We start from the raw sequence: 24,773 nt of genomic DNA on the forward strand, positions 1-24,773 counted from the left end.
AGGGGCCTCACGCGCCCTTGAAGCCGCGCAGCCGCAGCGAGTTGCCGACCACGAACACCGACGAGAACGCCATCGCGGCCCCGGCGATCATCGGGCTGAGGAGCCCCGCCGCGGCGAGGGGGATGGCGGCGACGTTGTAGGCGAAGGCCCAGAACAGGTTGGTCCGGATGGTGGAGAGGGTGCGGCGCGAGAGCCGGATGGCGTCGGCGGCGGCCCGCAGGTCGCCCCGTACGAGGGTGAGGTCACCGGCCTCGATCGCGGCATCCGTCCCCGTCCCCATGGCCAGGCCCAGGTCGGCCTGGGCGAGGGCGGCGGCGTCGTTGACCCCGTCGCCGACCATGGCGACCGAACGGCCTTCCTCCTGAAGGCGCTTGACGACGTCCACCTTGTCCTCGGGCATGACCTCCGCGTACACCTGGTCGATCCCGACCTCGGCCGCGACCGACTCGGCGACGGCCCGGTTGTCACCGGTGAGGAGGATCGGGGTGAGCCCGAGGCCGCGCAGGCGCTCGACGGCCTCGGCGCTGGTGTCCTTCACCGCGTCCGCGACCTCCAGGACCGCCCGCGCCTCCCCGTCCCACGCGACCGTGATGGCCGTGCGCCCGGCGCTCTCGGCCTCGGCCTTGGCGCGGGCCAGCCCGTCCGGCAGGCGGATCTCCCACTCGGCCAGCAGTTTCTCCCGGCCGACGAGGACGGCGTGGCCCTCGATGGTGCCCTGGACGCCGAGTCCGGGGACGTTGGCGAAGTCTTCGGGGGTGGGCAGGGGGTCGGACCCGCCGAGGCGTTCGGCGGCGCCGGCCGCCACCGCCTGGGCGATGGGGTGTTCGGAGGCGTGCTCCAGGGCACCGGCCAGCCGCAGGACGTCGTTCCCCTCCGTGCCCTCGGCCACGTGGACGTCGAGCAGGGTCATCTTGCCGGTCGTCACCGTGCCGGTCTTGTCCAGGACGATGGTGTCGACGCGGCGGGTGGTCTCGAGGACTTCGGGGCCCTTGATGAGGATGCCGAGCTGGGCGCCGCGGCCGGTACCGACCATGAGGGCGGTGGGGGTGGCCAGGCCGAGGGCGCAGGGGCAGGCGATGATCAGGACGGCGACGGCGGCGGTGAAGGCCGCGGTGAGTCCGGCGCCACTGCCGAGCCAGAAGCCGAGGGTGCCCAGCGAGAGGGCGATGACGACGGGGACGAAGACGGCGGAGATGCGGTCGGCGAGGCGCTGGGCGGCTGCCTTGCCGTTCTGGGCGTCCTCGACGAGGCGGGCCATGCGGGCGAGCTGGGTGTCGGAGCCGATGCGGGTGGCTTCGACGACGAGGCGGCCGCCGGCGTTGATGGTGGCGCCGGTGACGGAGTCCCCGACGGCGACCTCCACGGGCACGGACTCACCGGTCAGCATCGAGGCGTCCACGGCCGAGCTGCCCTCGACGACCGTACCGTCGGTGGCGATCTTCTCCCCGGGCCGGACCAGGAAGTGGTCCCCGACCTGGAGTTCGGAGGTCGGGACGGTGACCTGGCCGCCGTCGCGGAGGACGGTGACCTCCTTCGCGCCCAGCTCCATGAGGGCCCGGAGCGCGGCCCCGGCCTTCCGCTTGGAGCGGGTCTCGAAGTAGCGCCCGGCGAGGATGAAGGCGGTCACCCCGGCGGCGGCTTCGAGGTAGATGTTCCCCGCGCCGTCGCTGCGCGCGATGGTCAGCTCGAACGGGTGCGTCATCCCGGTCATGCCCGCCGTACCGAAGAACAGCGCCCACACCGACCACAGGAACGCGGCCGACGTGCCGACCGAGATCAGCGTGTCCATCGTCGCCGCGCCGTGCCGGAGGTTGGTCCAGGCGGCGCGGTGGAAGGGCCAGCCGGCGTACGTGACGACCGGGGCGGCCAGCGTCAGGGAGAGCCACTGCCAGTTGTCGAACTGGAGCGGGGGGATCATCGCCATGGCGATGATCGGGACGGCGAGGACGATGGAGGTGATCAGGCGCTGCCGCAGGGTGGTGAGCCCGTCGTCGGGTTCGGGCTCCGTCTCCCGCGCCGCCGATCCGTCCTTCCCCGCCCCCGCGGGCGGTGGCGGCTCCTGCGCGGTGTAGCCGGTGGCCTCGACGGTGGAGATCAGGTCCTGTACGGAGACGTCCTCGCCCCGGTACGTCACCTTCGCCTTCTCGGTGGCGTAGTTGACGGTCGCCTCCACGCCGTCCATCCGGTTGAGCTTCTTCTCGATGCGGGCCGCGCAGGAGGCGCAGGTCATCCCGCCGATGGCGAGCTCGACGCTGCCGGAGGCGGCGTCGGTGCCGGTGGTGGCGGAGTGCGTGGGCACGGGGTCCTCCTCGGAGCCAGGGGATCGGATACCCCTAGGGGGTATCCCTTCCTCTCCCATGTATACCCCCCGCCCCTATGAAACGCAAGGAACGCCCGGGGTGCGCGAGGCGGCATTCGTCCTGTCATGGGCATGAACCTCATCACTCGACTGCGGGGTGGGCTCGCGCATCTCCGCGATCATGCGTTCAGATGGAGGGCTGCGCGGCCACTCGGCCGCCCCGTAGTCTGGCCATTGGACTAGACCTATAGCCGCGTATCGGAGGAATGGGGACCCATGAGCAACCGTGCAGTCCTGGAGGTGATCGCTCTCGACGCGGAGGACGCGGTCGCTGCTCAGGCAGGTGGTGCGGACCGCCTCGAACTGGTCACCGACATGGCCGCGGACGGCCTGACGCCGTCACGGGAGACCTTCGCGGCGATCCGGTCCGCCGTGGACATCCCGCTGCGCGTCATGCTCAGGGTGGCGGACGGATTCGCCGCCGGTGACATCGATGTGCTGGTCGGAAAGGCCCGCGAGATGCGGGCGGAGGGCGCCGACGAGTACGTCCTCGGCTTCCTCGACGCGGACGGCCACGCCGACCTGGTGGCCGTCGAGCGGATCGTCGCCGAGCTGGACGGCGCCCGGTGGACGTTCCACCGCGCGATCGACCGGGCCACCGACCGCGACGCCCTGCGCAAGCAGCTCGCGGACCTGCCGGGCCTGGACACGTACCTCACGGCGGGTTCGCCGGCCGGGGTCGACACCGGCATCCCGACGCTCCTCGCGGAGGCCGCCCGGACCGGGGAGCCGGGGTACGAGCCGCAGATCCTGGTGGGCGGCGGCCTCCAGCTCCACCACCTGCCGCAGCTGCGGGGGGCGGGCATCGACGCCTTCCACATCGGCGGCGCGGCCCGTCCTGGCGGCTGGTCGGCGCCGGTGGACGCGGCGGCGGTACGGGAGTGGCGCGAGGCGCTCGACGCCTGATCGGTCCGGGGCTCCCCGGGTGTCCGGGAGGGGTGGGACAGGGCGCGGTCCCACCCCCTCGCCGGTCTCGCTCCCAACCCTCGCCGGACCACGTCCTCGCCGGTCCCGGTCCCTCGCCGGACCCGGCGCCGTACGCACCTGCTGCGTACCCGCGCACCGCGTAGCCGCGTACCTACGCCTCCAGCGCCTACGCGCCCAGCGTCTCCGGCAACGCCGCCGCGTGCACCACCGTCAGCCCCGACACCGCACGGGTCAGCGCGACGTACAGCCGCCGCAGCCCGGTCCGCTCGTCCGGCTCGCCGTCCACCACGGCCGCCGGTTCGTCGAGGACCACGTAGTCGTACTCCAGGCCCTTCGCGAGCGACGCGGGCACCAGCGTCAGCCGCGACTCGGCGGTGGTCTCCTCACCGGGGGACAGGTACGCGTGGCCCGCCGCCTCCAGGGCCGCGCCCAGCGCCGGAATCCGGGCGTCGGCGGCGATGAGCCCGATCGACCCCTCGTGGCGCAGCGACTCCTCGCAGGCGGCGACGACGGCCGCGTCCCGCTCGTCCGCGCCGCCCACGACCTCCCGCACGATCAGCGAACCGGGCGCCTCACGCACCGACTCCACCGCCGCCAGCCCCGGCGAGATCGCGGGCAGCAGCCGGGAGGCGTACGCGATGACCTCGCGCGGCACGCGGAAGCCGGCCGTCAGCTCCTCCACCACCGCGTCCGCCTTCCCGAGGTGGAACAGCGCCTCGTTCCAGCTCTCCGTGGACCACGGCGTCGTCCCCTGCGCGAGGTCCCCGAGCACGGTGGCCGACCCGGTCGAGCAGCGCCGCCCCACCGCCCGGTACTGCATGGGGGACAGGTCCTGCGCCTCGTCGAGCACCACATGGCCGAGCGAGTGCGTACGGGCCACCAGGTCCCGGGCCTCGTCGATCAGCACCGCGTCCGCCGCCGACCACTTGGCCGACCTCACGCTCCGGGCGGGCTTCGCCCACAGGATCAGCTTCTGCTCGTCCTCGCTGAGCAGCCCCTCCGCGTGGGCGGCCAGGAACTCCGGGTCGGCCAGCAGCCGCAGCACCAGCTTCTCCGGGTCGACGGCGGGCCAGATCGCCTTCACGGCCGCCTTCACCGCCGGATTGCGGGCCACGGTGTTCTGCACCCGGTCGTCGGGGGCCTCGCCCGCCTCCTCCATCCGTACGAGGACGGCGTGCGCGATCCGCTGCGGCAGGGCCTCGTGGGCGGAGCCGTACCGGATGTCCCGGGCGAGCAGCTCGTCGACCATCTCCTCGATCTCGTACGCGGGCACGCGCCACCGCCGTGACCCGCGCACCACGACGACGGGCTCGGTGGGGGTGCTCACGTGCGAGCGGATCGCCCGGCGCAGCACCTCGGCCATGCGGGCGTCGCCCTTGACGACGGCGGCGGCCGCGTCGTCGGCGCCCCGCACCTCCACGCCCGCCGTCACCAGGTCGTCGACGGTGGCCTGCTTGACCTCCAGCTCACCGAGGGCGGGCAGGACCTGCTCGATGTAGTGGAGGAAGGAACGGTTCGGCCCGATGACGAGGGTGCCGGTGCGGGCGAGCCGGTCCCGGTGCGCGTACAGCAGGAACGCGACCCGGTGCAGGCCGACGGCGGTCTTCCCGGTGCCGGGGCCGCCCTGCACGCAGACGGTCCCGCCGAGGCCGCTCCGTACGATCTCGTCCTGCTCGGGCTGGATGGTGGCGACGATGTCGCGCATCGGGCCGACGCGGGGCCGCTCGATCTCCGCCTGGAGGAGCCGGCTGGTCCGCGCGGCCTCGGTGGGGTCGGTGAGGTGCTCGTCCTCGTACGCGGTCAGCTCGCCGGCCGTGTACCCGAAGCGGCGGCGGAGCCCCACGTCCTGGGGGTTCTTCGGGGACGCCTGGTAGTACGGCTGGGAGACTGGGGCCCGCCAGTCGATGACCATCGGGTCCCCGGCGGCGTCGTGGACGTGCCGGCGCCCGATGTAGAACCGCTCGCCCTCCGCACCCTCGGCCAGCTCGCCGCCGACCGCGTGGAGGTAGTCGAGGCGGCCGAAGAAGAGGGGGGTGTGGGAGAGGTCGGCGAGCGCCTTGATGCGGTCGTCGATCTGGGACTGGAGCACGGCGGCGTTGACCCAGTTCGCGGTGACGTCGCGGATGTCGAGGGCCTGTACGTCCTCGCGCATCGCGCGCAGGGCGGCGCGGGACGCGGCGAGATGGGCGCGTTCGTGCGCCAGGGGATCGGTGGGGGAGTCGCTTTCTGCTACGTGCGCGGGCACGGTGTTGCCTCCGGCTCTTCAACGGCTCTTGAACGGCTTTTCGACGGCTTTTCGCCGACTTCTTGCCGACTTCACGACAGCTCTTCGACAGCCTTCGACGGCTTTTGACGGCCCTCGACGGTTATCGACGGCTTCTCGACGCAGGGCGGCGGACCGGGCAGCGCTCCGGTGACATCGGAGCCGTCGGTCGGTCCGCCGGGAAGGTTCGTATCCGTAGGTGTCGGCCGGTTTCCGTCCGGTCGGCGGCGCTCCCCCGGCTGCCGGCGGCGAAAGGCCGGTACCACGGTGCGGGAGGCGGGCAGACCGGCGATTGTAGCCACAGGTCCGGCCCCGGTCGAAACGGAATACGGGCTTCGCCGGGGTCCCGGCCCCAGGGGTACCCGTAGGGGATGTGTGCGGCCCGAGGGGTACTGGAGAGCTACGCGCCCGGCGCGCGGGTTCCCTCTGCGGGCCGACGCGCCCATCCGGGTGACGGGAGCACCATGGATACATGAGCACAGCCACCCTGAACCCACGCAGGACCGGCCCCGCGCACGGCGCTACCGCGGCCACCGGTCACCACCGACCCCATCGCGCCGGAGACGCGGTGCGCGCCGTGAAGGTGTTCGTGGCGGCGGCGTTCAGCGTGATCGTCCTGGGGGAGTACGCGGAGGGGGCGGGCGTCGTCGACCGGGGGCGCTGAGCCGCCCCCAGCAGGACCCGCGCGGGCGCGCTGAGCCGTCCTGCGCAGCTCCACCGGGCCCGCCGAGCCCGCCGGGCCGTCGAGTCCCGGGCCGTCGAGCCCCGAGCCACCGAGCCGCCCTCAGCAGGGCATCAGCAAGGCCTCAGCAGGACCGCCCCGGGCGTCCGATGCGTACGGCGCCCCGGACCCGGCCCTCCCCGACCAGGGACATCGCGTCGAGCGACGCGTCGGGCACGGGCAGCAGGTGGGCGTCGACCCAGCTCTCCCCGGCGGCCGTGTTGAACCACGGATCCTCCACCACCACCGCACCCGGCACGACCCCGTGGCACAGCACCCAGTGCGGCACGTCGAACCCCTGCATGACGGCCAGCGAGACGAGGAGCAGTACGTGCTCCCGCCGGCCGACCGCGCTCCGGAGCCCGGCCAGGGACAGCCGCCGCGCCTCGATCGGGACGCCGGACTGCCCGGCGTCCGCCCGGGACGCGCGCTGGAGCACCGCCCGCCACTCCCGCTCGCTCCCGGAGAGGTGGTCGAGCAGGACCGGCTCGTCCGTGTCGAGGAACACCTCGACCGGCGACAGGGGCCACCTGCGGCGGACCGCGACCCCCAGTCCCACGGGCTCGCACGCGGGGAAGTTGGTCGCGTCCCGCCAGAGCGTGAGCTCCGCCGGCCGGTCGAGCGACTCCGGGCTCTCCGCGCCCGCCTGTGCCTGGGCGACCAGGGCGGTGACGGCGCCGCAGGTGAAGTCGGTGCTCTGCCGGTAGTACGGCGGCTCGGCGAGGCCTTCCCCGGCCAGGGTGCCTGCCTCGGCCAGGACGTCTGCTGCCTCGGCCAAGCCATCTGCCTCGGCCAGGACGTCTGCCTCAGCCGGGACGTTCTTCTCCTCGGCCAGGGCGTCTGCCCTGCCCAGCCGGCGCACATACCCGCTACCGGGCCCACCCGGACCGTGCGGCCGGGCGAGGGGAAGCCGCAACGGAGCGAACCCGGCCGCGTCGGCGTCCTCCGCGCTCGCCGTCCACCCCTCCCACTTGACCTGCACGAGGCCCTGCTCGTACGCGTACGACACCACCGCCTCGGCGGCCTTCGGCACATCCCCGACCGCGTCCACGATCTTCACGTAGGCGGTGCCGGGGCGCGCCGTCACCAGTGCGGCGGCGGCCCATCCGCCGTCGCCGTCGCCGTCGGGAACGGCCACCAGGCGGGGAGCGTGCGGGGAACGGTCGGCCGCTCCCCAGCGCTCCAGCACCTCGGGGCGGGCGATCCGCCGCAGCGCCTCCGGCCACGCGCCGGGCTCGTACGGGATCACGGCGTGGTGCGGGTGGCTCGGCGTCATGCGCGGGACCTCCTGAGCAGCCAGATGAAGTAGGGGGCGCCGACCAGGGCGACCATGAGCCCGGCGGGGATCTGGGCGGGCGCGATGAGCGTGCGCCCCAGGGTGTCGGCCACGCAGACCAGCACCCCGCCCAGGAGCATCGAGACCGGGATCGCGCGGCCGTGCCGGGCGCCGACGAGGGACCGGGCGAGGTGCGGGGCGACGAGCCCGACGAAGCCGACGACACCGATCGCGATCACGCCGAGCGCCGCGAGGACCGCGGCGACCGTGAGCGAGGCGAAGCGGGTGCGCGCCGGGCTGACACCGAGGATGCGCGGGGTGTCCTCGTCGACGGCGAGCAGGTCGAGCCGGCGGTGCATGGCGAGGAGCAGCGGCAGCGCGAGGATCAGCCCCACGGCGACCGGTACGACGTCGGGGAGCGAGCGCCCGTAGGTCGTACCGGAGAGCCAGGTGAAGATCCGGGGCGTGTTCCACGGGTCGGCGCGCAGCAGGAGGAAGGTGGAGACGGCGCTGAGCCCGTACCCGCAGCCGATGCCGACCAGGACGAACCGGTCGGGCAGGAAGCCGCCGCGCCAGGTCAGCAGGGCGATCAGCGCGAACGTGGCGAGCCCGGTGGCGACGGCGGCGGCGATGAGCAGCGGCCGGCCGCCGGGCAGGCCCGACGTCACGACGACCACCGCGCCGAGGCCGGCCCCCGCCGTGATGCCGAGCACGCCGGGCTCCGCCAGCGGGTTGCGTACCGCGCTCTGTACGGCGCACCCGGCCAGCCCGAGCGCCGCGCCCGCGAGCACCGCGGCGGCGACCCGGGGCATCCGGTCGTCGAGCGCGCGCCCGACCAGGTCGGGGGCGGTGCCCTGGACCCAGAGCACCAGGTCCCCGGTGCGCAGCCAGAGGCTCCCGGCGAGGATCCCCACGAGTACGGCCCCGGCCAGGAGCACCACCGCGACGGTCACGACGACGAGGAACGACCGGCCCGACCGGGTGGCGGCCCGCGCCGGCGGAGGCAGGCGCACCGGCCCCGCGTCCCGCAGGCGCAGCGCGAGGACCACGATGACGACGGCGCCGAGCAGCGCGGTCGGCACACCGGTGGGGACGGAGGCGGCGCCCTCGGCGCCCAGCACCGCGCGCAGCGACGCGTCCGCGAGCAGGACGAGCAGCGCGCCGAGCAGCCCGGCCCCGGGCACCAGCAGCGCGTGCCGGTGCAGGGCCCGTACGCGTACGGCGATCAGCCGGGCCAGGACCGGGGCCCCGAGCCCGACGAAGGCGATCGGGCCCGCGAGGGTCACGGCCGTGCTGGTCAGGAGTACGGCGCAGAGCACCGCGGTCGTACGGGTCGCCCGGATCGGCACACCGAGGGAGGACGCGGTGTCCTCACCCAGGCCCAGCACGTCCAGCTTCCGGGAGAGCGTGAGCGCGACGCACAGCACCACGGCCACCAGCGGGAGCGCCCGCATGGACGCGTCGATGTTGAGCTGGGCGAGGGAACCGCTGCCCCAGGCGAAGAGGCCGGTGGTGTTGCGGTCGAAGAGGATGAGGAGCATCGCGGTCGCCGCGTCCAGCGCCATCGCCATCGCCGATCCGGCGAGGACGAGGCGTGTTCCGGAGGTGCCCGCCGTACGGCCCGTGAGGGCCAGGACGAGCACCGCCGCGAGCAGGCCGCCCGCGAAGGCGACCGCCCCGGAGGCCCACAGCGGGACGGTGAGCCCGAAGGCGGCGACGGACGACAGCGTGAAGTAGGCCCCCGCGGTGACCGCGAGGGTGTCCGGGGAGGCGAGCGCGTTGCGGGTGACGGACTGGAGCAGCGCACCGGCGGCGCCGAGGGCGAACCCCACGGCCACCCCCGCGAGCAGCCGGGGCAGCCGCGAACCGGCGACGATGTCGCCGACCGGCACTCCGTCGATGTCCTCCCGCGCCCCGGCGGCGTACCGCACCAGGTCCCACACACCCGCGCCGGAGGTCCCCTGCGTCAGGTGCCAGAGGCCCACCAGCACGATCCCGACGCCGAGGACCACGAGGACGGCGACCCCGGCGAAGCCGCCGCCTGGGCCGCCGCCTGGGCCGCCGCCTGGGCCGCCGCCTGGGCCGCCGCCTGGGCCGGGGCCGGGGCCGGCCCCCGGCACCGGCGGCTGTCCGGCGGCCGGAGCGGGGGCGGGGACCTGGTCCTGTGCGCCGGTCTCGTGCACGCCGGTTTCCTGCACGGCGGTTTCCTGTGCGTCGGTTTCCTGTGCGCCGGTCTCGTGCTCGGCGGTTTCCTGTGCGTCGGCCGGTGGAGCGCTCACTTCTTGGTGAGGACGTCGACGTACGCGTCGATCGCCTGCTCGCACGAGCGCGGCCCGCCGGCGCCCCAGACCCGCGCGGGGAAGCTGTGCGCCCGGCCTTCCTTCACGGCGGGGAGCGACTTCCAGACCGGGTTCTTCCGGAGGGCCGCGACGTAGCCTCCGGCGCCTTCGTCGTTGGCGTAGAAGAGGTTCGCCTTGCCCACGCCGGTCAGCCCTTCGACGTCGGTCTGGGCCAGCCCGTAGGAGGGGTCCACGCCCCCGTCGCCGTACGCCTTGTTGATGTCGTCGGTCCAGGCGGCCTTCATCCCCAGCTCCTCGCCGATCGCGGTGAACAGGGCGCCCTGGCCGTAGGGGCGGACGGTGAGGTTGCCGCCCTGGAGCCAGCCGTCGAAGAACAGGAAGTCCTTCGTCGGCAGATCGGCGTCGGCCACCTTCTTCTTCGCCTGCGCGAGGTGGTCGTCGAACTCACCGATCACCTGCTCGGCCCGCTCGGTGCGCCCGGTCGCCTCGCCGATCAGGTTGAACACCTCCCGCACGTTGCCGATGGGGTCCTCGGGGTCGGCGCCCCGGGTGGCCATCACCGGTATGCCCCGCTTCTCCAGCGCGAGGAGGGTCTCGTCCTTGGCGTCGAACGCCTCCACGACGACGAGGTCGGGCTCGGCGGCGGCGAGGGTGTCGAGGTCGGGCTCCTCGCGGTTGCCGATGTCCGTCACGCCCTGGGGCAGCTTCTCCGCGCTGACCCAGGTCCGGTACCCCTTCGCGTCGGAGACCGCGACGGGCGTGACGCAGAGCGTGAGGGCGTCCTCGACCTGCTGCCACTCCAGGACGGCGATGCGTGCGGCGGGCTTGTCGAGCCGGACCTTCCGGCCGAGGCTGTCGGTGAGGGTGACCGGCTCGGTCGACGTCGCCGTGGTGTCCCCGGCACAGTCCTTGGACGCGGGCGCCGGGGAGGCGGCGGCGTCGGTCCCGGACGAGACGTCGGTGGTGCCGCAGGCCGTGGCGGCGACGGCGACGGCGAGCCCGGTGGCGGCTGACGCCAGGAGACGGCGGACGCGGATCATGAGAGGTCCTCTCGGTTGCTGCTGTCGCAGCCGTTGGTGTTGCTGTGTTCGCTGATCGTGGAAGTGACCGGGGCGGCGGTCGGGGCGGAGGCCGGGGCGGTGGCAGGGGCGGCGACCGGGGCTGAGGCCGAGGCGAAGGCAGGGGCGGTGGCCGGGGCGGGGTGCCGCCCGATGGGGTCGATACGGACCCGGCCGGTGCGCGGGTCGATGCCCGCCTCGACGCGGAGGTCGTAGACCTCGCCGATGTTCTTCGCGGTGAGGACGTCGGCGGGCGCTCCCGCGGCGTGGACGCGGCCGGAGCGCATGAGGACCAGCGTGTCGGCGACGCGGGCGGCGTGGTCGAGGTCGTGCAGCACGATCCCGACGGCGATGCCGTGGTCCTGGACGAGGTCGCGCACCAGGTCGAGGGTCTCGATCTGGTAGCGCAGGTCCAGGTGGTTCGTCGGCTCGTCCAGCAGCACGACGCCCGTGTTCTGGGCCAGGCAGGCCGCGAGCCACACGCGCTGCATCTCGCCGCCGGACAGCTCCCCGGCGGCGCGGGCGGCCATGTCCCGTACGCCGGTGGCGTCCATCGCGTACGCGACCGCGTCACGGTCCTCGGCGGAGAGCCCGGCGAAGCCCCGCCGGTAGGGGTGGCGGCCGAACGCCACGACCTCCGCCACCGTCAGGCCCTGGGGCGCGGGCCTCGACTGGGAGAAGAGCGTGACCTCCCGGGCGAACTCCCGCGCACTGAGCAGGGAGGCCACGCGCTCGGGAGCACCGTCACGGCCGCCGAGCGTCACCGTGCCGTCGTCCACCTGGTGCAGCCGGGCGAGCGAGCGCAGCAGCGTGGACTTCCCGCTGCCGTTCGGGCCCACCAGGGCGGTGGCGCGACCGGGCTCCAGGGTCAGCGAGACGCCGTGCACGACCGGGGTCTTCCCGTACCGGAGCACGAGTCGACGCCCGTTGAGGGCGGCCGCCGGGGCGGGCCCGGCGGCAGGAGGGGGGTGGCGCGTGAACATGGGTGGGTCCGGTCGTGTCGAGGGGCGATGGCGCACGACACCCTCGGGTCCGCGCGCCGCCGACCGGGCCACAAGCTCCCCGAGCCCGACGACGACCACACCTGGCGGGCAACAACTAAGGGTGCCCTAACTCGTGGAAGGCTATATTCCGCCTGTCGTGTCGGCAATCAGGAGCTGGCGACACCGGATACGGCGTTTCGGACACGGAGGGAGCAGGTCTAGCCGGCCACGGGGGCGGAAACCTCGGTCGCGTCGACGGCCGTAGGGAAGGCGGCACTGTCGGCGGCCGTACGGATGCCGGCCTCGGCGGCGGCTGTGGGAAAGGCGGCGTCGGCGGCGGCCGTACGGAAGGCCGCACCGGCGGCCGTACTGAAGAACGCCCCCGGTGTCGTCCCCACGACCCGCCGGAACGCGGCGATGAAGGTGCTGGGCTGCGCGTACCCCAGCTCCAGGGCGACGGACTGCACGTCGAGCCCCTCGGAGAGCAGCGTCAACGCCCGGTGGACGCGCAGCGTCTGCCGCCACTGGGTGAAGGACAGCCCCGTGGAGTGGCGGAACGCCCGGGTGACCGTACGGTCGCTGGTGCCCAGCGCCCGCGCCCAGTCCTCCAGCGACCGGGCGTCGGCGGGATCCTCCAACAGGGCCTCGGCGATGACGTCGATACGGGCGTCGCCGGGCAACTGGAGCGCGAACTGGCGCTCCGACGGCACCAGTACGTCGAACACGACGGACTCCGCCCGCGCCCGAGCCTCGGCACCGAGGTCCGTACGGGCCAGGTGGGCCAGCAGCGACTCCAGCAGCGGGGTCATCGCGATGGCCGTGGGCCCCTCGAACGCGACCGGTGTGCGGTCGGGGGCGAAGAAGGCGTCGGAGAACTCGACCCCGGCCGTCAGCCGCCCCCCGTGCACCACCCCGGCGGGCATCCACAGGCCCTGCCCCTCGGAGACGGTGAAGACCTGGTCCGCCACCCGGGACATCAGGGTTCCGCCGCGCACCCAGACCAGTTCGTGCAGGGGGTGGGTGTGCGGCTCCCACTCGGTGGGGACGCCGGGTACGTGGGACTCGGAGATGATCACGAACGGCTCCGAGGCCCCCGCCGGAACCGCCGAGGCCCGGCGCATCACGGTGCCGGGCTCGCGTGGCCACGCCCCGAATCCTGCGAGGTCAGGGGGGTGAGGGGGCATGGGAACGACTGTATCCCGACCCCACGGCGCTCCCTCGCCTCAGCTCCCTCGCCTCAGCTCCCTCGCCTCAGCTCCCTCGCCTCAGCTCCCTCGCCTCAGCTGCTTTCCTCAGCTGCTTCCTCAGCTCCCCCTCAGTTCCCCGCGAGCAGCTCGTCCGCGTCGACGATGCGGTACGCGTACCCCTGCTCGGCCAGGAACCGCTGGCGGTGCGCCGCGAAGTCCTGGTCGATGGTGTCGCGGGCGACGACCGAGTAGAACCGCGCCTCGTGCCCGTCGGCCTTCGGCCGCAGCACGCGCCCCAGCCGCTGGGCCTCCTCCTGGCGCGACCCGAAGGTCCCGGAGACCTGGATGGCGACGGTGGCCTCCGGCAGGTCGATGGAGAAGTTGGCGACCTTGGAGACGACGAGGACGCTGATCTCCCCGTTCCGGAACGCGCCGAAGAGCTTCTCGCGCTGGGCGTTGCTGGTCTCGCCCTTGATGACGGGGGCGTCCAGGTGCTCGCCCAGCTCGTCGAGCTGGTCGATGTACTGCCCGATGACGAGGGTCTGCTCACCTTGGTGCTTGCGTACGAGTGCCTCGGTGACCTTCCTCTTCGTGGCCGTGGTCGCGCAGAACCGGTACTTCTCCTCCGCCTCGGCCGTCGCGTACGCGAGCCGTTCGGAGTCGGTGAGGTTGACCCGTACCTCCACGCAGTCGGCGGGCGCGATGTAGCCCTGCGCCTCGATCTCCTTCCACGGGGCGTCGAACCGCTTGGGCCCGATGAGCGAGAAGACATCCGACTCCCGCCCGTCCTCGCGTACGAGGGTGGCGGTAAGACCCAGCCGCCGCCGGGCCTGAAGATCGGCGGTGAACTTGAAGACGGGGGCCGGCAGCAGGTGGACCTCGTCGTAGACGACCAGGCCCCAGTCGCGGGAGTCGAAGAGCTCCAGGTGCGGGTAGATGCCCTTGCGCCGGGTCGTCAGCACCTGGTAGGTGGCGATGGTGACCGGCCGGATCTCCTTCTTCGTACCGCTGTACTCGCCGATCTCGTCCTCGGTCAGCGAGGTCCGCTTCACCAGCTCGTGCTTCCACTGGCGGGCGGAGACGGTGTTGGTGACGAGGATCAGGGTGGTGGCCTTGGCCTCGGCCATGGCACCGGCCCCGACAAGGGTCTTCCCGGCCCCGCACGGCAGCACGACAACACCCGACCCGCCGTGCCAGAAGCCCTCCACGGCCTGCTTCTGGTACGGCCGCAGCGCCCAGCCGTCCTCGGCCAGCTCGATCGGATGGGCCTCGCCGTCGACGTAACCGGCAAGATCCTCGGCGGGCCAGCCCAGCTTCAGCAGGGTCTGCTTGATCTGCCCGCGCTCGGAGGGGTGCACGGCCACGGTGTCCGGGTCGAGCCGGGCGCCGACCAGCGGCTGCACCTTCTTCGACCGCAGGATCTCCTCCAGCACGGGCCGGTCGGTGCTGGTGAGCACGAGACCGTGCACCGGGTGCTTGGAGAGGGTGAGCCGTCCGTACCGCGCCATCGTCTCGGCGATGTCGACCAGGAGCGCGTGCGGCACGGGGTAGCGGGAGAACTCCACGAGGGCGTCGACGACCTGCTCGGCGTCGTGCCCGGCGGCGCGGGCGTTCCACAGCCCGAGCGGGGTGATCCGGTAGGTGTGGATGTGCTCGGGTGCACGCTCCAGCTCCGCGAAGGGTGCGATGACCCGGCGGCAGGCGTCCGCCAGCTCGTGGTCGACTTCGAGGAGCAGCGTCTTGTCGCTCTGGACGATGAGGGGTCCGGTCACGCGCTTCGGCCCTTTCTGCGGGGTGCGGCCACGGATGCGGCCAAACGTCCAGTGTGCCGCATCGGGGGGCGGGGCGGGGTGCGCTCAGCCCCCGGACCGGGGCCTGCGCTGCGGCCCGAAGCGCACCGGAACACCCGGCGAGTACAGCACGCTCACCGGATCACCGACCGGCGCGGGCAGCCCCCCGGCGGCCACCAGGTCCTCGTCGCACTCCAGCAGCTCCGCCCGGTGCAGGGGCCACCGGGGATGGACGTTGGGCAGATAGGCGGTCCGCCCGAAGAACGAACTGTGCAGGGCCCAGCGGGCGGTCAGGAAGTGCTCCAGGGGCGTGGGCTCACCGATCGCCTCCCCCGCCCGCACCACGATCCGGCTCCGGGCCCCGCGCGGACCGGGCCACCGCCGGGTGCTGGTGTACGTGAGGGTGTCGCCGGAGCGCGCGATGTCCATCCGGGACCACACGTACGGCAACCGGAACGCGGCCCGCGCCACGACGACCGGGATCAGCCGCGAGGCGTCGAGCGACCGGAAGACGACACCGCGCCGCCCGCGCCCGTCCACGGAGTACAGCCGCACGTTGGTCTCCGGGAACGTGCCCAGGTACGGGATCCCCGGCAGCCCGAGCCCACTCACCCGGTGCATCCGGAACGCCACGAGCCCCACGTACGTCACCCCGTCGAAGGTGTCCGGCACGGTCCCCGCCGGCAGCAACGGCGCCACGTCCGCCGGATCGACCGCCCAGTGCAGGAACGCCAGATCCAGCCAGGACTGCGTGAGCAGCGGAGGCATCGGCGCGGCGGGCGGGGCGGGCGCCACGGGCTCGGGGGCCACCCGCCTCGGTCCGGGGCCCTGATCGGCGAAGGACATACCCGCAGCATCGCAGACGGCCGCCGGGCCAGGAGCTTGAGCGCCCCAGCTTCTGACCCCTGGCCCCTGGCCTCCGCTGTACTCGATGATGTGCCGAGGGTCGGTGTACGTGCCGACGAGACCCGTGATCTCGACGTCGAGCCCCGTCTCCTCCTTGACCTCACGTACGGCTGTACCGGGCAGCGAGTCGCCGAGGTCCATCCCGCCGCCCGGGAGAGCCCAGAGGTCGTTGTCGCGGCGGCGCTGGAGCAGGATGCGTCCCTCGTCGTCGGTCACGACTGCCGACGCCGCGACGACCATGCTGTCGGACATTGGCGTCGTCCGCGTTGCCCACCGCGATCCGGACAGCGCATCCGTCCGCAGCTCTCTCGCGTAGCAACTCGTCGAGCCGCGGGTATGCCTCGTGCAGAAAGACAGCCCCGTAGACGAGCACGTCGATCTGCCGACGCGCTGCGGGACGTCCCGAAGTGGGGAACGTACGAGGTTCCGTCGTCCCGGTGACGCGCGTGACGATCACCGCATGAGTGAACCGCTGCGCTACAGCACCCCGCCTGTCGAGCTGCCGTTGGGGATGGAGCGGGAGCCTGTCCCGGTCGAAGGGTGTGCCGGCTGTGCCGAGTTGGCCACCGTACGCGGCCGCGCGCGTGCCGTGGGCGACATGACCACCGTGTCCGACTGCAACGTCTACCTGCGCAGGCACCCGGAGGGGCACCGATGAGGACGCGCGTCGGCCGAGTAGGCCGGTGCCCTACCCCTCCCCGTCCTCCGCCAGCTCCGCCACCCCCGTGATCCGGTGCAGCGGGTATGTACGGACCTCGTCGGCCGTGTGGTCGTACGCCGTGACGAAGCCGCCCTCCACGCGGACCGGGGCGATGACGCGCTGGCTGGCCGCACCGTCCGCGTTGACGTAGCCGATCCAGACCGCGGAGCCCGTCATCGCGGCCGCCTGGACCGTGGCCAGGGTCTCCGCGGGGGTGGTGCGGGGGAGGGTGTCGGAGGTGCGCGTCCCCGCGGCGCCCTCGGTGGGTTCCTTGCGGGTGACCGTGGCGGCCGTGTCGCCCGCGCGGATGGCCCGTACCGCCGCGCCGAGCAGCGTGGCGTCCGGGGCCGGGGGGCCTTCGGGGACCGGGGCCGGGGGTGTGCGGGGCGGGGTGCGGCGGGCGCCTGCGCGGGTGATCAGGACGTCGCCCTCGGCGGATTCGGCGGCGGGGGCGTAGCCCATCTCGCGCAGGGCTTCGAGGAGTGAGCCGGGGTCGGCCTGGGAGGCCAGGACCGTGGGGGCCAGGCGGCGCAGGCGCAGGCCCGTCGAGCGGCGGTCGGCCAGGATCTCGTTGAGGACCGCCTCGTCGTCGCAGCGTACGTACGCGGAGGCCGCACCGATCCGCAGGTGGCCGTGGCGGCGGGCCACGTCGTCGATCAGGTAGCTCAGGGGCTGCGGCACCGGCGTACGGCTGTGCGCGGCCAGGAACGCGTGCAGGTCGGCCGCCGCCTGCCCGGCGTCCAGGGCGCGGCGCACCGAGCCGGGCGTGAAGCGGTAGACCGTCGCCCCGCCCTTCGACTCGATGTCCGCCAGGACGGAGAGGGTCTCCGCCAGCGGGCGTTCCAGGGGCCCCGGCGCCACCGCCGTCAGGTCCGCCTGGAGCAGGACGTGGTCCAGCGGTTCGGGGAGGAGGGGCGCGAGGAGGGCGGCCGCCGCGTCCGGGCCCTCGTCCAGCAGGGCGCGGGCCTGCGAGGAGAGCGCGCCCCGGCCCGTGATGCCCAGCAGCTCCGCCTCGTTGAGCGTCCACAGGGCGAGCCGGGAGCGGAGGTCGCCGCCCTCCCCGGGGCTCGTCGGGCCGGCGGCGGGAGCCGGGCCGCCGCGCAACGGGCGCTCCCAGCGCAGCCGCCGCAGCAGCGTCTCCGGGTCGGCCACCGTGCCCGGCGGCAGGGCGGCGAGCAGCCCCAGCGTCCGGCGGCGCACCTCCGGCGCGGCCGAACGGTCCAGCTCCGGGCCGAGCGCGGACAGGGCCCGGCCCTTGGCGTCCTGGCCGCCGACCAGGCCCGGGACCCGGGTGGCGGGAAGCCAGGCGGTGGCGAGGTGGGTCCAGCGGTCCTGGGAGGAGAGGTCGAGCCACTCGTCGTACGCGGGCGTCGGCGCGTACCGCTCGTCGCTCTCGCCGTCGGTGGCCAGCAGGCCCGCCCCGTAGGCGAGTTCGATCCAGAAGGCGGCGAGCTGCTCCGGTACGTCCAGGGCGGTCGCCGCCCGTTTCAGCTCCCGTACGCTCAGGCCGCCCGCGCGCAGGATCGAGGGGCCGCCGCCGTTCCAGAGCTTCAGCAGCTCCTCGACGGTCGACAGCGCCGTGAAGGCCTGCCCGGCCGCCGCTCTGTCCACAACCTGTGGATCGCGTTCGGCGGTCGCGGCGACGACCGGGGGGACCGGTTCCGGTACGCGGTGGGCGCGTCCGGCGCGCAGATGGAGGGCCGCCTCGCGCGGCAGGACCACCGTGCGCGTCGAGACCGGCAGCAGCAGGCCCCGGTCGCGCAGCCACTTCACGGGGGGAGTGGGGTTGGGCGTGACCTCCCCGTACGGCGGCCCCCACACCAGCCGGTCCAGGACCGACAGCGCCTCCACGGGGGCCGTGTCCAGCAGCTCCGCCATCCGCGTCCGGTCCGTGAACAGGGCGGCGAGCGCCGCCACCGCCGAGACCGGGTCGTGCGTGGCGGGCAGCCCGGTCGCCGCCAGGATCTCCTGGAGCCGGCCCGGCGACATCCCGGCCGTCGCCTCGGCGACCGTCGGGCCGAGGCCGGTGGGGGAGGGGTGCTGCGGGGACGGGGCGAGCAGTTCGCGGGCGGTGCGCACCAGGTGCAGCCGCTCGTCCTCGCCCCAGACCAGGGCCTGTTCGCGCAGCGTCGCCAGCGCGCCCGGCAGCGCGGCGGTGACGGCCGCCCCCACGTCGTCGCGCTGCTCGCCGTCGCCCGCCCCGTCGCCGGTGAGCAGCGAGAGGAGCGTGTCGTACGGGGCCGGGTCCGGGGCCACCGCCAGCGCCTCGGCGGTCTGCAACGCGAACCGGTCCAGATGCTCCAGCGCGCGCACGACGGAGGCCCGGGTCCCGGCCCGCGTGGCGAGCTGGGTGATGTCGTTCGGCACCGGGTTGAGGAGGTCGGGGCGGGCACGCAGCAGCCCGGCCAGCGATTCGTCGCCCCGGGCGCGCAGGGCTTCGGCGAGCGTGCGCGGTGGTGTGGTCGTCCCCATCCGTCCCACGTTAGCCGCTGAAACGCTACCGTCGGGGCAGGGCCGGTAGAGGGGACGCACCGCGTGGGGATCGAGAGCGACCAGCTCGTCTACGACTACCTGAGCCGGGTCGGTGACCTGGCTCAGCAGCAACAGCTGCCGTCGGGGGCCCGGATGCGGCTCGTGGCGACGCTCCGGGGCGAGATCGACCGGCAGCGCGCCACGGAGGGCGCGGACTCCCCGGCGGCCGTACGGCGCATCATCGGCAGGCTCGGTACCCCGGACGAACTGGTGGGCGCGGCGGCGGAGTCGGGGGACGGGTCGGTGCCGTTGCCGCCGGCGAGTACGGGGGGTGGTGCGGCAGGACCCCGTACGCGGGGCGGTGCGGCCGTCCCCCGGCCTCGGAGCGGGTTCCTCCGCAAGGGCCCGAAGGAGCCGGGCTCCGCGCCTGGTCCCTCTGCCGGGGCGGGCCCGAAAGCCGGTTCCCGGTGGGGCGCGTCGCGGCGGGGCGCCGAACGGCCCGGCGGGGGTGCGGATGCGGGTGCCGCCGACAGCCGTTCCCGGGCTACGGGCCCCGGCCGCCCCCGTACGGCACCCGACAGCCGTCCCCGTATCCCGGACCCCGGCGACCCCCGCACCGCCCCCGACCCCCGCACCGCCCCCGACCCCCGCACCGCCCCCGACCCCTGCACTGCCGCCGACGGCCGTCCCCGTACTCCGGACCCCGGCCACCCCCGCACGGACCTCACCAAGACCACCGGCCCCGACGACACGGCGGCCCTCGACGACGCCCCCGCCCCCGCCTGGCCGCACCCCTCCGCCCCGCACATCCTCGGCCCCGGCCAGGAGAGCGCCGGCGAGGACGACTGGTGGCGGCTGGAACCCGGGCCCTTCGACGCGGGCACCGCCGTCCCCGGGTTCTTCGGCGGCATCGAGGCCCCCGAACTCCTCGGCAGGCGCCCGAAGTCCGACGCCCCGGAGAAGGCGGAGGCGGGGGCGGAGGGGGCGGAGAAGGACACGGAGGACGACGACGGGGCCGGTGCCGCGGAGGACGGCGACGACGAGGGGGGAACCCGCCGCCGCGCCCTCCGCATCCCGAGGCCGCGCCGCCGCAGGCCCGCCCCCGTCGCGGAACCCGTGGCCGCCGCCCCCGCCCCCCGAGGCGGCTTCGCCCACCCCCTGCTGCTCCTGGCCGCCGTGCTGCTGCTCGCCGGGGTGGTCACCGGGTCCTGGATCCCGCTGGCGGGCGGCTGGCTCATCGCGTACGGCTCGCGGACCCTCTCCCGTACGGAGGCGAAGTGGGCGGCCCTGGGGCTGCCGGGCGCCGTCGCCGCCGGGGCGCTCGTCTGGGTGTGGGGGCGGATGGACGGGCGCTGGGGCGAACCCATCGAGGACGGCGCGCTCCGCGAGGTGCTGACCGGCGCCTGGCCGGTGGTCGTCCGCGTCGCCGCCGTGGCCTCCGCGCTCTACCTGGTGTGGCGGGCGCGGAGGCGGGGGTGAGGGGGCGGGGCGGACCGTCGCCCCGCCCCGGCCAGGAGGGCGGGGCCGCGAGGCCGCAGGGGCGGGAGCGTTGCCGCGCCGGGTCCCTGGGGACCTCGCGGTGTTACGCCGGGTTCCGGAACCGGCCGTGCCTACGGCCGGTCCCCCACAGCTCGCCGTACTACTTCGTCAGGTTGGCCTTGAGCTCTTCGAGGATCTTGTCGGCCGCCGTGTAACCGATGCCCTGGATCCACAGCTGGTCGTCGACCGCGAAGACCTTGCCGTTCTTCACCGCGTCCATGTTCTTCCACAGGCCGCTGCCGGTGGTCTGGGTCTCCTTGGACTTCTTCGGGTCGCCGTACGTCGAGTGGAAGACCGCGTCCGCGTCCGCGAGGTCGATCTTCTCGGGGCTGACGTCGTAGGAGAAGCCGTCCGCCGCCTTGTCCGTGACGGCCGGGCGGCCCAGGCCCACGTCGGCGAGGATCGTGGCGATGTAGTTCTTCTTGCCGTAGATGCGGATGTCGGCGCCCTCGACGAACCGGACCATGTTGACCTCGGTGGCGGCCGCCTTGTCCTTGCCGCCGAGCTCCTTCGTCACACCGGCGACGTGCTTCGCGTAGTCGTCGGTGACCATCTTCGCCTCGGCCTTCTTGTCGAGGGCCTCCGCGTGGACCTGGAAGTTCTCCTTCCAGGGGTAGCCGGTGTTCTCCGTCATCACGGTCGGCGCGATCTTGGAGAGCTCGGCGTACTTGTCGCCGTGCCGGATCTTGCTCGTGAGGATGAGGTCGGGCTTCAGAGCGGCGATGGCCTCCAGGTTCGGGGTCATCATCTGCCCCACGTCCTTGATGCCCGCGACCTGGTCCTTCGGCAGGTAGTTCAGGAAGCCCGAGTCCACGTCCGCGTGGGTCGCGCCGACGGGCTTCACGCCCAGGGTGAGGACCGAGTCGAGTTCGGCGGTGTCCAGGACGACGACCCGCTGCGGGGCGGCCGGGACCTTCACGTCGCCCATGGCCGTCTTGACCGTCCGGGGCGTTTCGGCGGAGGACGAGGAGTCGTCGGTGGAGTCGGACGACGAACCGCAGGCGGACAGGGCCAGGGCGGCGGCCACGGTCAGGGACGCGGCGGCGAGCGTACGGGAGCGGTGCTGGAGGAGGGTCATGGCTCAGAGGGCCTTTCCGGGGGTCGGGGTGGAATCAGGAGCGGGGGCCGGGGCGGAGGCGGGGGTCCAGGGGGCGCCCGGGACGACGAGCGGCGAACCCGTCACCGGGTCCGGGACGATCACCGCCTCCAGGCCGAAGACCTCACGGACGAGTTCGGCGGTGACGACGTCCCCCGGCCGGCCCTCGGCGACGATCCGCCCCTCCTTCATGGCGACCAGGTGGTCCGCGTACCGGGCCGCCTGGTTGAGGTCGTGCAGCACGGTGACGACGGTACGGCCACGGGTGCCGTCCGAGGCGGGGGCGGCGAGCTGGCGCACCAGGTCGAGAACCTCCACCTGGTGGGCGATGTCCAGGTACGTCGTCGGCTCGTCGAGCAGCAGCAGGTCCGTCTCCTGCGCGAGCGCCATCGCGATCCACACCCGCTGGCGCTGCCCGCCCGACAGCTCGTCCACCGAGCGGTCGGCCAGCGCCGTCACATCCGTACGGGCCATGGCCTCGGTCACCGCCCGCTCGTCCGCGTCCGACCACTGCTGCCACCAGCTCTGGTGCGGCTGGCGGCCCCGGGCGACCAGGTCGGAGACGGTGATCGCCTCGGGGGCCACCGGGGTCTGCGGGAGCAGCCCGATGGACTGGGCGATGCGCCTGGTCGGTATCCGCGCCAGCTCCGTACCGTCCAGCAGGACCGCTCCGCCGCGCGGCTTCAGCAGCCGGCCGAGCGCCCGCAGGGTGGTGGACTTGCCGCAGGCGTTCGGGCCGACGATCACGGTGACCTGCCCGTCGGGCACGGCGAGGTCCAGCTCGTGGACGACGGTGCGGTCCTCGTACGCGAGGGTCAGGGCGCGGGCCGCGAGGCGGCTGGTCCGCCGCGCTGCGTCGGTCGTCGGGCTCATGCGGTGCCTCCACTGCGGCCGCGGTGACCGCGGATGATCAGCCAGATCAGGTACGGGGCGCCGACCGCCGCCGTGAGGACGCCCACCGGCAGTTCGGTGGGCGAGAACAGCCTGCGGGCGAGCAGGTCGCCGAAGACGACGATCACCGCGCCCAGCAGCGCCGAGGACAGCAGCGGGATCTGCGCGGTACGGGTCATCCGGCGGGCGATCTGCGGGGCGAGCAGCGCCACGAAGTCCACCGGGCCCGCCGTGCCCGTCGCCACGGAGGCCAGGACCACGCCGAGCGCGACGAGTCCGAGCCGTACGCGCCCCAGGCGTACGCCCAGCGCGGTGGCGGTGTCGTCGTCCATCGACACGGTGCGCTGCGCGCGGGCCGCCCACAGCACGGCGGGCAGCAGGAGCAGCAGCGTCCAGGTGAGCGGGCCCGCCTCGGACCAGCCGCGCCCGTTCAGCGAACCGGTCATCCAGATCTGCGCCTGCTGCGCGACCAGGTAGTCGCCCTTGGTCAGGAAGAGCGTGGTGACCGACCGCAGCGCGATGGCGAAGCCGATGCCGATGAGGACGAAGCGGGTGGCGTGCAGCCCGCCGCGCCAGGCGAAGACGTACACGAGCGCGGCCGCCGCGATGCCGCCGATGACGGAGAGGTAGGGCAGGAACGTGTACGAGGTGATCCCGAAGGTCATCGCGCCGACCGTGAGCGCGCTCGCGCCCTGGCTGATACCGATGATGTCGGGGCTGGCGAGCGGGTTGCGGGCCACCGTCTGGATCAGCGCCCCCGCGATCCCGAAGGCCACGCCCACCAGCAGCCCGACGGTCATCCGGGGCAGCCGGAGCGTGCCCACGACCAGCTCGGCCGAGGACGGCTGCCCGAGGAGCACCTTCACGACCTCGCCGGGCGCGACGAAGCTCTCGCCGACGCAGAGGTAGGCGACGCAGACGGCGGCCAGCAGGACGACGAGGGCGACCGCGACGACGGAGGCCCGCCGGTGCAGCAGGAACCGGCCACGCGGCCCGGCCTTCACGACGGAGTACCCGGCGGGCCGGACCCGTACGGGCGTGCCGGTCACGGGCGCGTGGGAGGCGGGCGTGTCGGTCACGGGCGCGTGGGACACGGCCGCGTCGGACACGGTCCCGCCGCTCTTGGTCCCACTGCTCTTGGTCCCGCCGCTCTTGGTCGCGTCGCTCACGCGGGCACCGCCTTCCGGCGTACGAGGGCGACCAGGAACGGCACCCCGATGAGGGCGGTCATCACACCCGCCGGGACCTCGCTCGGCGGGAACACGATCCGGCCGACGACGTCCGAGACGAGCAGCATCACCGGCCCGAGCAGCGCGGCCATGGGCAGTACCCAGCGGTGGTCGTTGCCGACGACCGCGCGGGCGATGTGCGGGACGGCGAGCCCGATGAACGCGATCGGCCCGGCGGCGGCGACCCCGACCCCGGTCAGCACGGTCGCCCCGATCCCGCCGACGATCCGGACCGCCGCGACGTTCTGCCCGAGCCCCTTCGCCACGTCCTCGCCGAGCGCGAGCGCGTCCAGGCCCCGGGCGACGGAGAGCACGAGCACGGCGCCCAGCAGGAGGAACGGCCACACCTGCTGGAGGACGTCCGCCTCCCGCCCCGCGATCGAGCCGACCTGCCAGAAGCGGAACTCGTCCAGCGCGGACGCCTTCGTCGTGAGCACGCCCATCGTCACCGAGACCAGCAGCGCGTTGATCGCCGCCCCGCCGAGCGCGAGCTTCACCGGGGTCGCGCCGCCGCGCCCACTGGCGGCGATGGCGTACACGGCGACGGAGGCGACGGCGGCGCCCGCGAAGGCGAACCAGACGTACCCGGTCAGCGTGTGGACCCCCGCGAACGCGATGGCCATCACCACCGCCACCGACGCCCCCTGGCTGATGCCGAGGATGCCGGGGTCGGCGATGGGGTTACGGGTGATGCCCTGGAGCACCGTGCCCGCGAGGGCCAGCGCCGCCCCGACCATGAGGCCGATCAGCGTGCGCGGCACCCGCATCGTGCGGATCACCTCGGCGGCGTCGGAGTTCCCGCCGTGCAGCAGGGCGTCGAGCACCTCGCCCGGCGGTAGGGAACGCGCCCCGACCGCGAGGCTCAGCAGGACGGCCAGCAGCAGCGCGACGGCGGCCGCGGCGGTCGCGGTCGCGCGTCGGGAGAGGCGGGGTGCGCGGGGCGCGACGGCCGGTGCGGGCGCTGGCGCTGACATCTGAACCAATCGGGAGGGACATCGGAGGGGTACGGGCCCCTTGGTACGGGTGGGGCGACGGGGAAACTAAGGCTTGGCTAAGTGCGAGTTCAGTCTAAGTGG

At 74.0% G+C, this 24,773-nt stretch carries 17 protein-coding genes and 3 pseudogenes; 4 read left to right on the top strand and 16 right to left on the bottom strand.

Features of this window, described 5'->3' with window-relative positions; genetic code table 11:
• Window positions 1-7 precede the first annotated feature (7 nt).
• Window positions 8-2,299 (bottom strand): heavy metal translocating P-type ATPase, encoded by a 2,292-nt coding sequence (locus AB0917_RS04385; RefSeq protein WP_366817946.1) that lies wholly within the window; start codon window positions 2,297-2,299, stop codon window positions 8-10.
• A 276-nt stretch (window positions 2,300-2,575) separates the two neighbouring features.
• On the opposite strand from AB0917_RS04385, the gene AB0917_RS04390 reads away from it, so the two are divergent.
• On the top strand, window positions 2,576-3,265 hold the full coding sequence (locus tag AB0917_RS04390) for a copper homeostasis protein CutC (RefSeq protein ID WP_366817947.1): 690 nt from the start codon (window positions 2,576-2,578) through the stop codon (window positions 3,263-3,265).
• A 187-nt stretch (window positions 3,266-3,452) separates the two neighbouring features.
• On the opposite strand, the gene AB0917_RS04395 is transcribed toward AB0917_RS04390, so the two are convergent.
• Window positions 3,453-5,531, bottom strand: a complete 2,079-nt coding sequence (locus AB0917_RS04395) for an ATP-binding domain-containing protein (protein ID WP_366817948.1) — start codon at window positions 5,529-5,531, stop codon at window positions 3,453-3,455.
• Window positions 5,532-6,021: 490 nt separating this feature from the next.
• Between AB0917_RS04395 and AB0917_RS04400 the strand changes: the two genes are divergently transcribed.
• Window positions 6,022-6,213, top strand: coding sequence for a hypothetical protein (locus AB0917_RS04400; RefSeq protein ID WP_366817949.1), 192 nt, complete (start codon window positions 6,022-6,024; stop codon window positions 6,211-6,213).
• A 142-nt stretch (window positions 6,214-6,355) separates the two neighbouring features.
• On the opposite strand, the gene AB0917_RS04405 is transcribed toward AB0917_RS04400, so the two are convergent.
• From AB0917_RS04405 to AB0917_RS04445, 9 genes and pseudogenes are all read right to left on the bottom strand, one after another.
• Window positions 6,356-7,546 (bottom strand): peptidase C39 family protein, encoded by a 1,191-nt coding sequence (locus AB0917_RS04405; RefSeq protein ID WP_366817950.1) that lies wholly within the window; start codon window positions 7,544-7,546, stop codon window positions 6,356-6,358.
• Window positions 7,543-9,558 (bottom strand): iron ABC transporter permease, encoded by a 2,016-nt coding sequence (locus tag AB0917_RS04410; protein ID WP_366818020.1) that lies wholly within the window; start codon window positions 9,556-9,558, stop codon window positions 7,543-7,545. The genes AB0917_RS04405 and AB0917_RS04410 overlap by 4 nt, the downstream gene beginning before the upstream one ends.
• 263 nt (window positions 9,559-9,821) lie before the next feature.
• On the bottom strand, window positions 9,822-10,886 hold the full coding sequence (locus AB0917_RS04415; protein WP_366817951.1) for an iron-siderophore ABC transporter substrate-binding protein: 1,065 nt from the start codon (window positions 10,884-10,886) through the stop codon (window positions 9,822-9,824).
• Window positions 10,887-11,041: 155 nt separating this feature from the next.
• Window positions 11,042-11,887: pseudogene (locus AB0917_RS04420) on the bottom strand (ABC transporter ATP-binding protein); the annotation flags it as partial.
• Between the two features lie 218 nt (window positions 11,888-12,105).
• Window positions 12,106-13,071, bottom strand: coding sequence for an AraC family transcriptional regulator (locus tag AB0917_RS04425; RefSeq protein WP_366817952.1), 966 nt, complete (start codon window positions 13,069-13,071; stop codon window positions 12,106-12,108).
• Between the two features lie 131 nt (window positions 13,072-13,202).
• Window positions 13,203-14,846 (bottom strand): DNA repair helicase XPB, encoded by a 1,644-nt coding sequence (locus AB0917_RS04430; protein ID WP_366817953.1) that lies wholly within the window; start codon window positions 14,844-14,846, stop codon window positions 13,203-13,205.
• Between the two features lie 84 nt (window positions 14,847-14,930).
• Window positions 14,931-15,632, bottom strand: a complete 702-nt coding sequence (locus AB0917_RS04435; RefSeq protein ID WP_366818021.1) for a DUF2071 domain-containing protein — start codon at window positions 15,630-15,632, stop codon at window positions 14,931-14,933.
• Window positions 15,633-15,878: 246 nt separating this feature from the next.
• Window positions 15,879-16,022: pseudogene (locus AB0917_RS04440) on the bottom strand (NUDIX domain-containing protein); the annotation flags it as partial.
• Window positions 16,006-16,161, bottom strand: a pseudogene (locus AB0917_RS04445) (XRE family transcriptional regulator); the annotation flags it as partial. The pseudogenes AB0917_RS04445 and AB0917_RS04440, both read right to left, overlap by 17 nt.
• Before the next feature lie 69 nt (window positions 16,162-16,230).
• On the opposite strand from AB0917_RS04445, the gene AB0917_RS04450 reads away from it, so the two are divergent.
• A complete protein-coding gene (locus AB0917_RS04450) occupies window positions 16,231-16,428 on the top strand; it encodes a hypothetical protein (protein ID WP_366817954.1) in 198 nt (65 codons plus the stop codon).
• A gap of 30 nt (window positions 16,429-16,458) precedes the next feature.
• Here the strand turns inward: AB0917_RS04450 and AB0917_RS04455 are convergent, their stop codons facing one another.
• Complete coding sequence (locus AB0917_RS04455; RefSeq protein ID WP_366817955.1) at window positions 16,459-18,942, bottom strand: helicase C-terminal domain-containing protein; 2,484 nt, start codon at window positions 18,940-18,942, stop codon at window positions 16,459-16,461.
• Window positions 18,943-19,005: 63 nt separating this feature from the next.
• On the opposite strand from AB0917_RS04455, the gene AB0917_RS04460 reads away from it, so the two are divergent.
• A complete protein-coding gene (locus AB0917_RS04460; RefSeq protein WP_366817956.1) occupies window positions 19,006-20,421 on the top strand; it encodes a hypothetical protein in 1,416 nt (471 codons plus the stop codon).
• A 160-nt stretch (window positions 20,422-20,581) separates the two neighbouring features.
• Here the strand turns inward: AB0917_RS04460 and AB0917_RS04465 are convergent, their stop codons facing one another.
• From AB0917_RS04465 to AB0917_RS04480, 4 genes are all read right to left on the bottom strand, one after another.
• Window positions 20,582-21,559: an iron-siderophore ABC transporter substrate-binding protein gene (locus tag AB0917_RS04465; RefSeq protein ID WP_366817957.1), complete on the bottom strand. Its 978-nt coding sequence runs from the start codon at window positions 21,557-21,559 to the stop codon at window positions 20,582-20,584.
• Window positions 21,560-21,562: 3 nt separating this feature from the next.
• Window positions 21,563-22,450, bottom strand: coding sequence for an ABC transporter ATP-binding protein (locus tag AB0917_RS04470; protein ID WP_366817958.1), 888 nt, complete (start codon window positions 22,448-22,450; stop codon window positions 21,563-21,565).
• On the bottom strand, window positions 22,447-23,517 hold the full coding sequence (locus tag AB0917_RS04475) for an iron chelate uptake ABC transporter family permease subunit (protein ID WP_366818022.1): 1,071 nt from the start codon (window positions 23,515-23,517) through the stop codon (window positions 22,447-22,449). Before AB0917_RS04475 ends, AB0917_RS04470 begins: the two co-directional genes overlap by 4 nt.
• A 116-nt stretch (window positions 23,518-23,633) precedes the next feature.
• Window positions 23,634-24,671, bottom strand: a complete 1,038-nt coding sequence (locus AB0917_RS04480; RefSeq protein ID WP_366817959.1) for an iron ABC transporter permease — start codon at window positions 24,669-24,671, stop codon at window positions 23,634-23,636.
• Between the last annotated feature and the right edge of the window lie 102 nt (window positions 24,672-24,773).

The sequence above is a fragment of the Streptomyces sp. NPDC007346 genome (assembly GCF_040703535.1).
GTDB lineage: Bacteria > Actinomycetota > Actinomycetes > Streptomycetales > Streptomycetaceae > Streptomyces.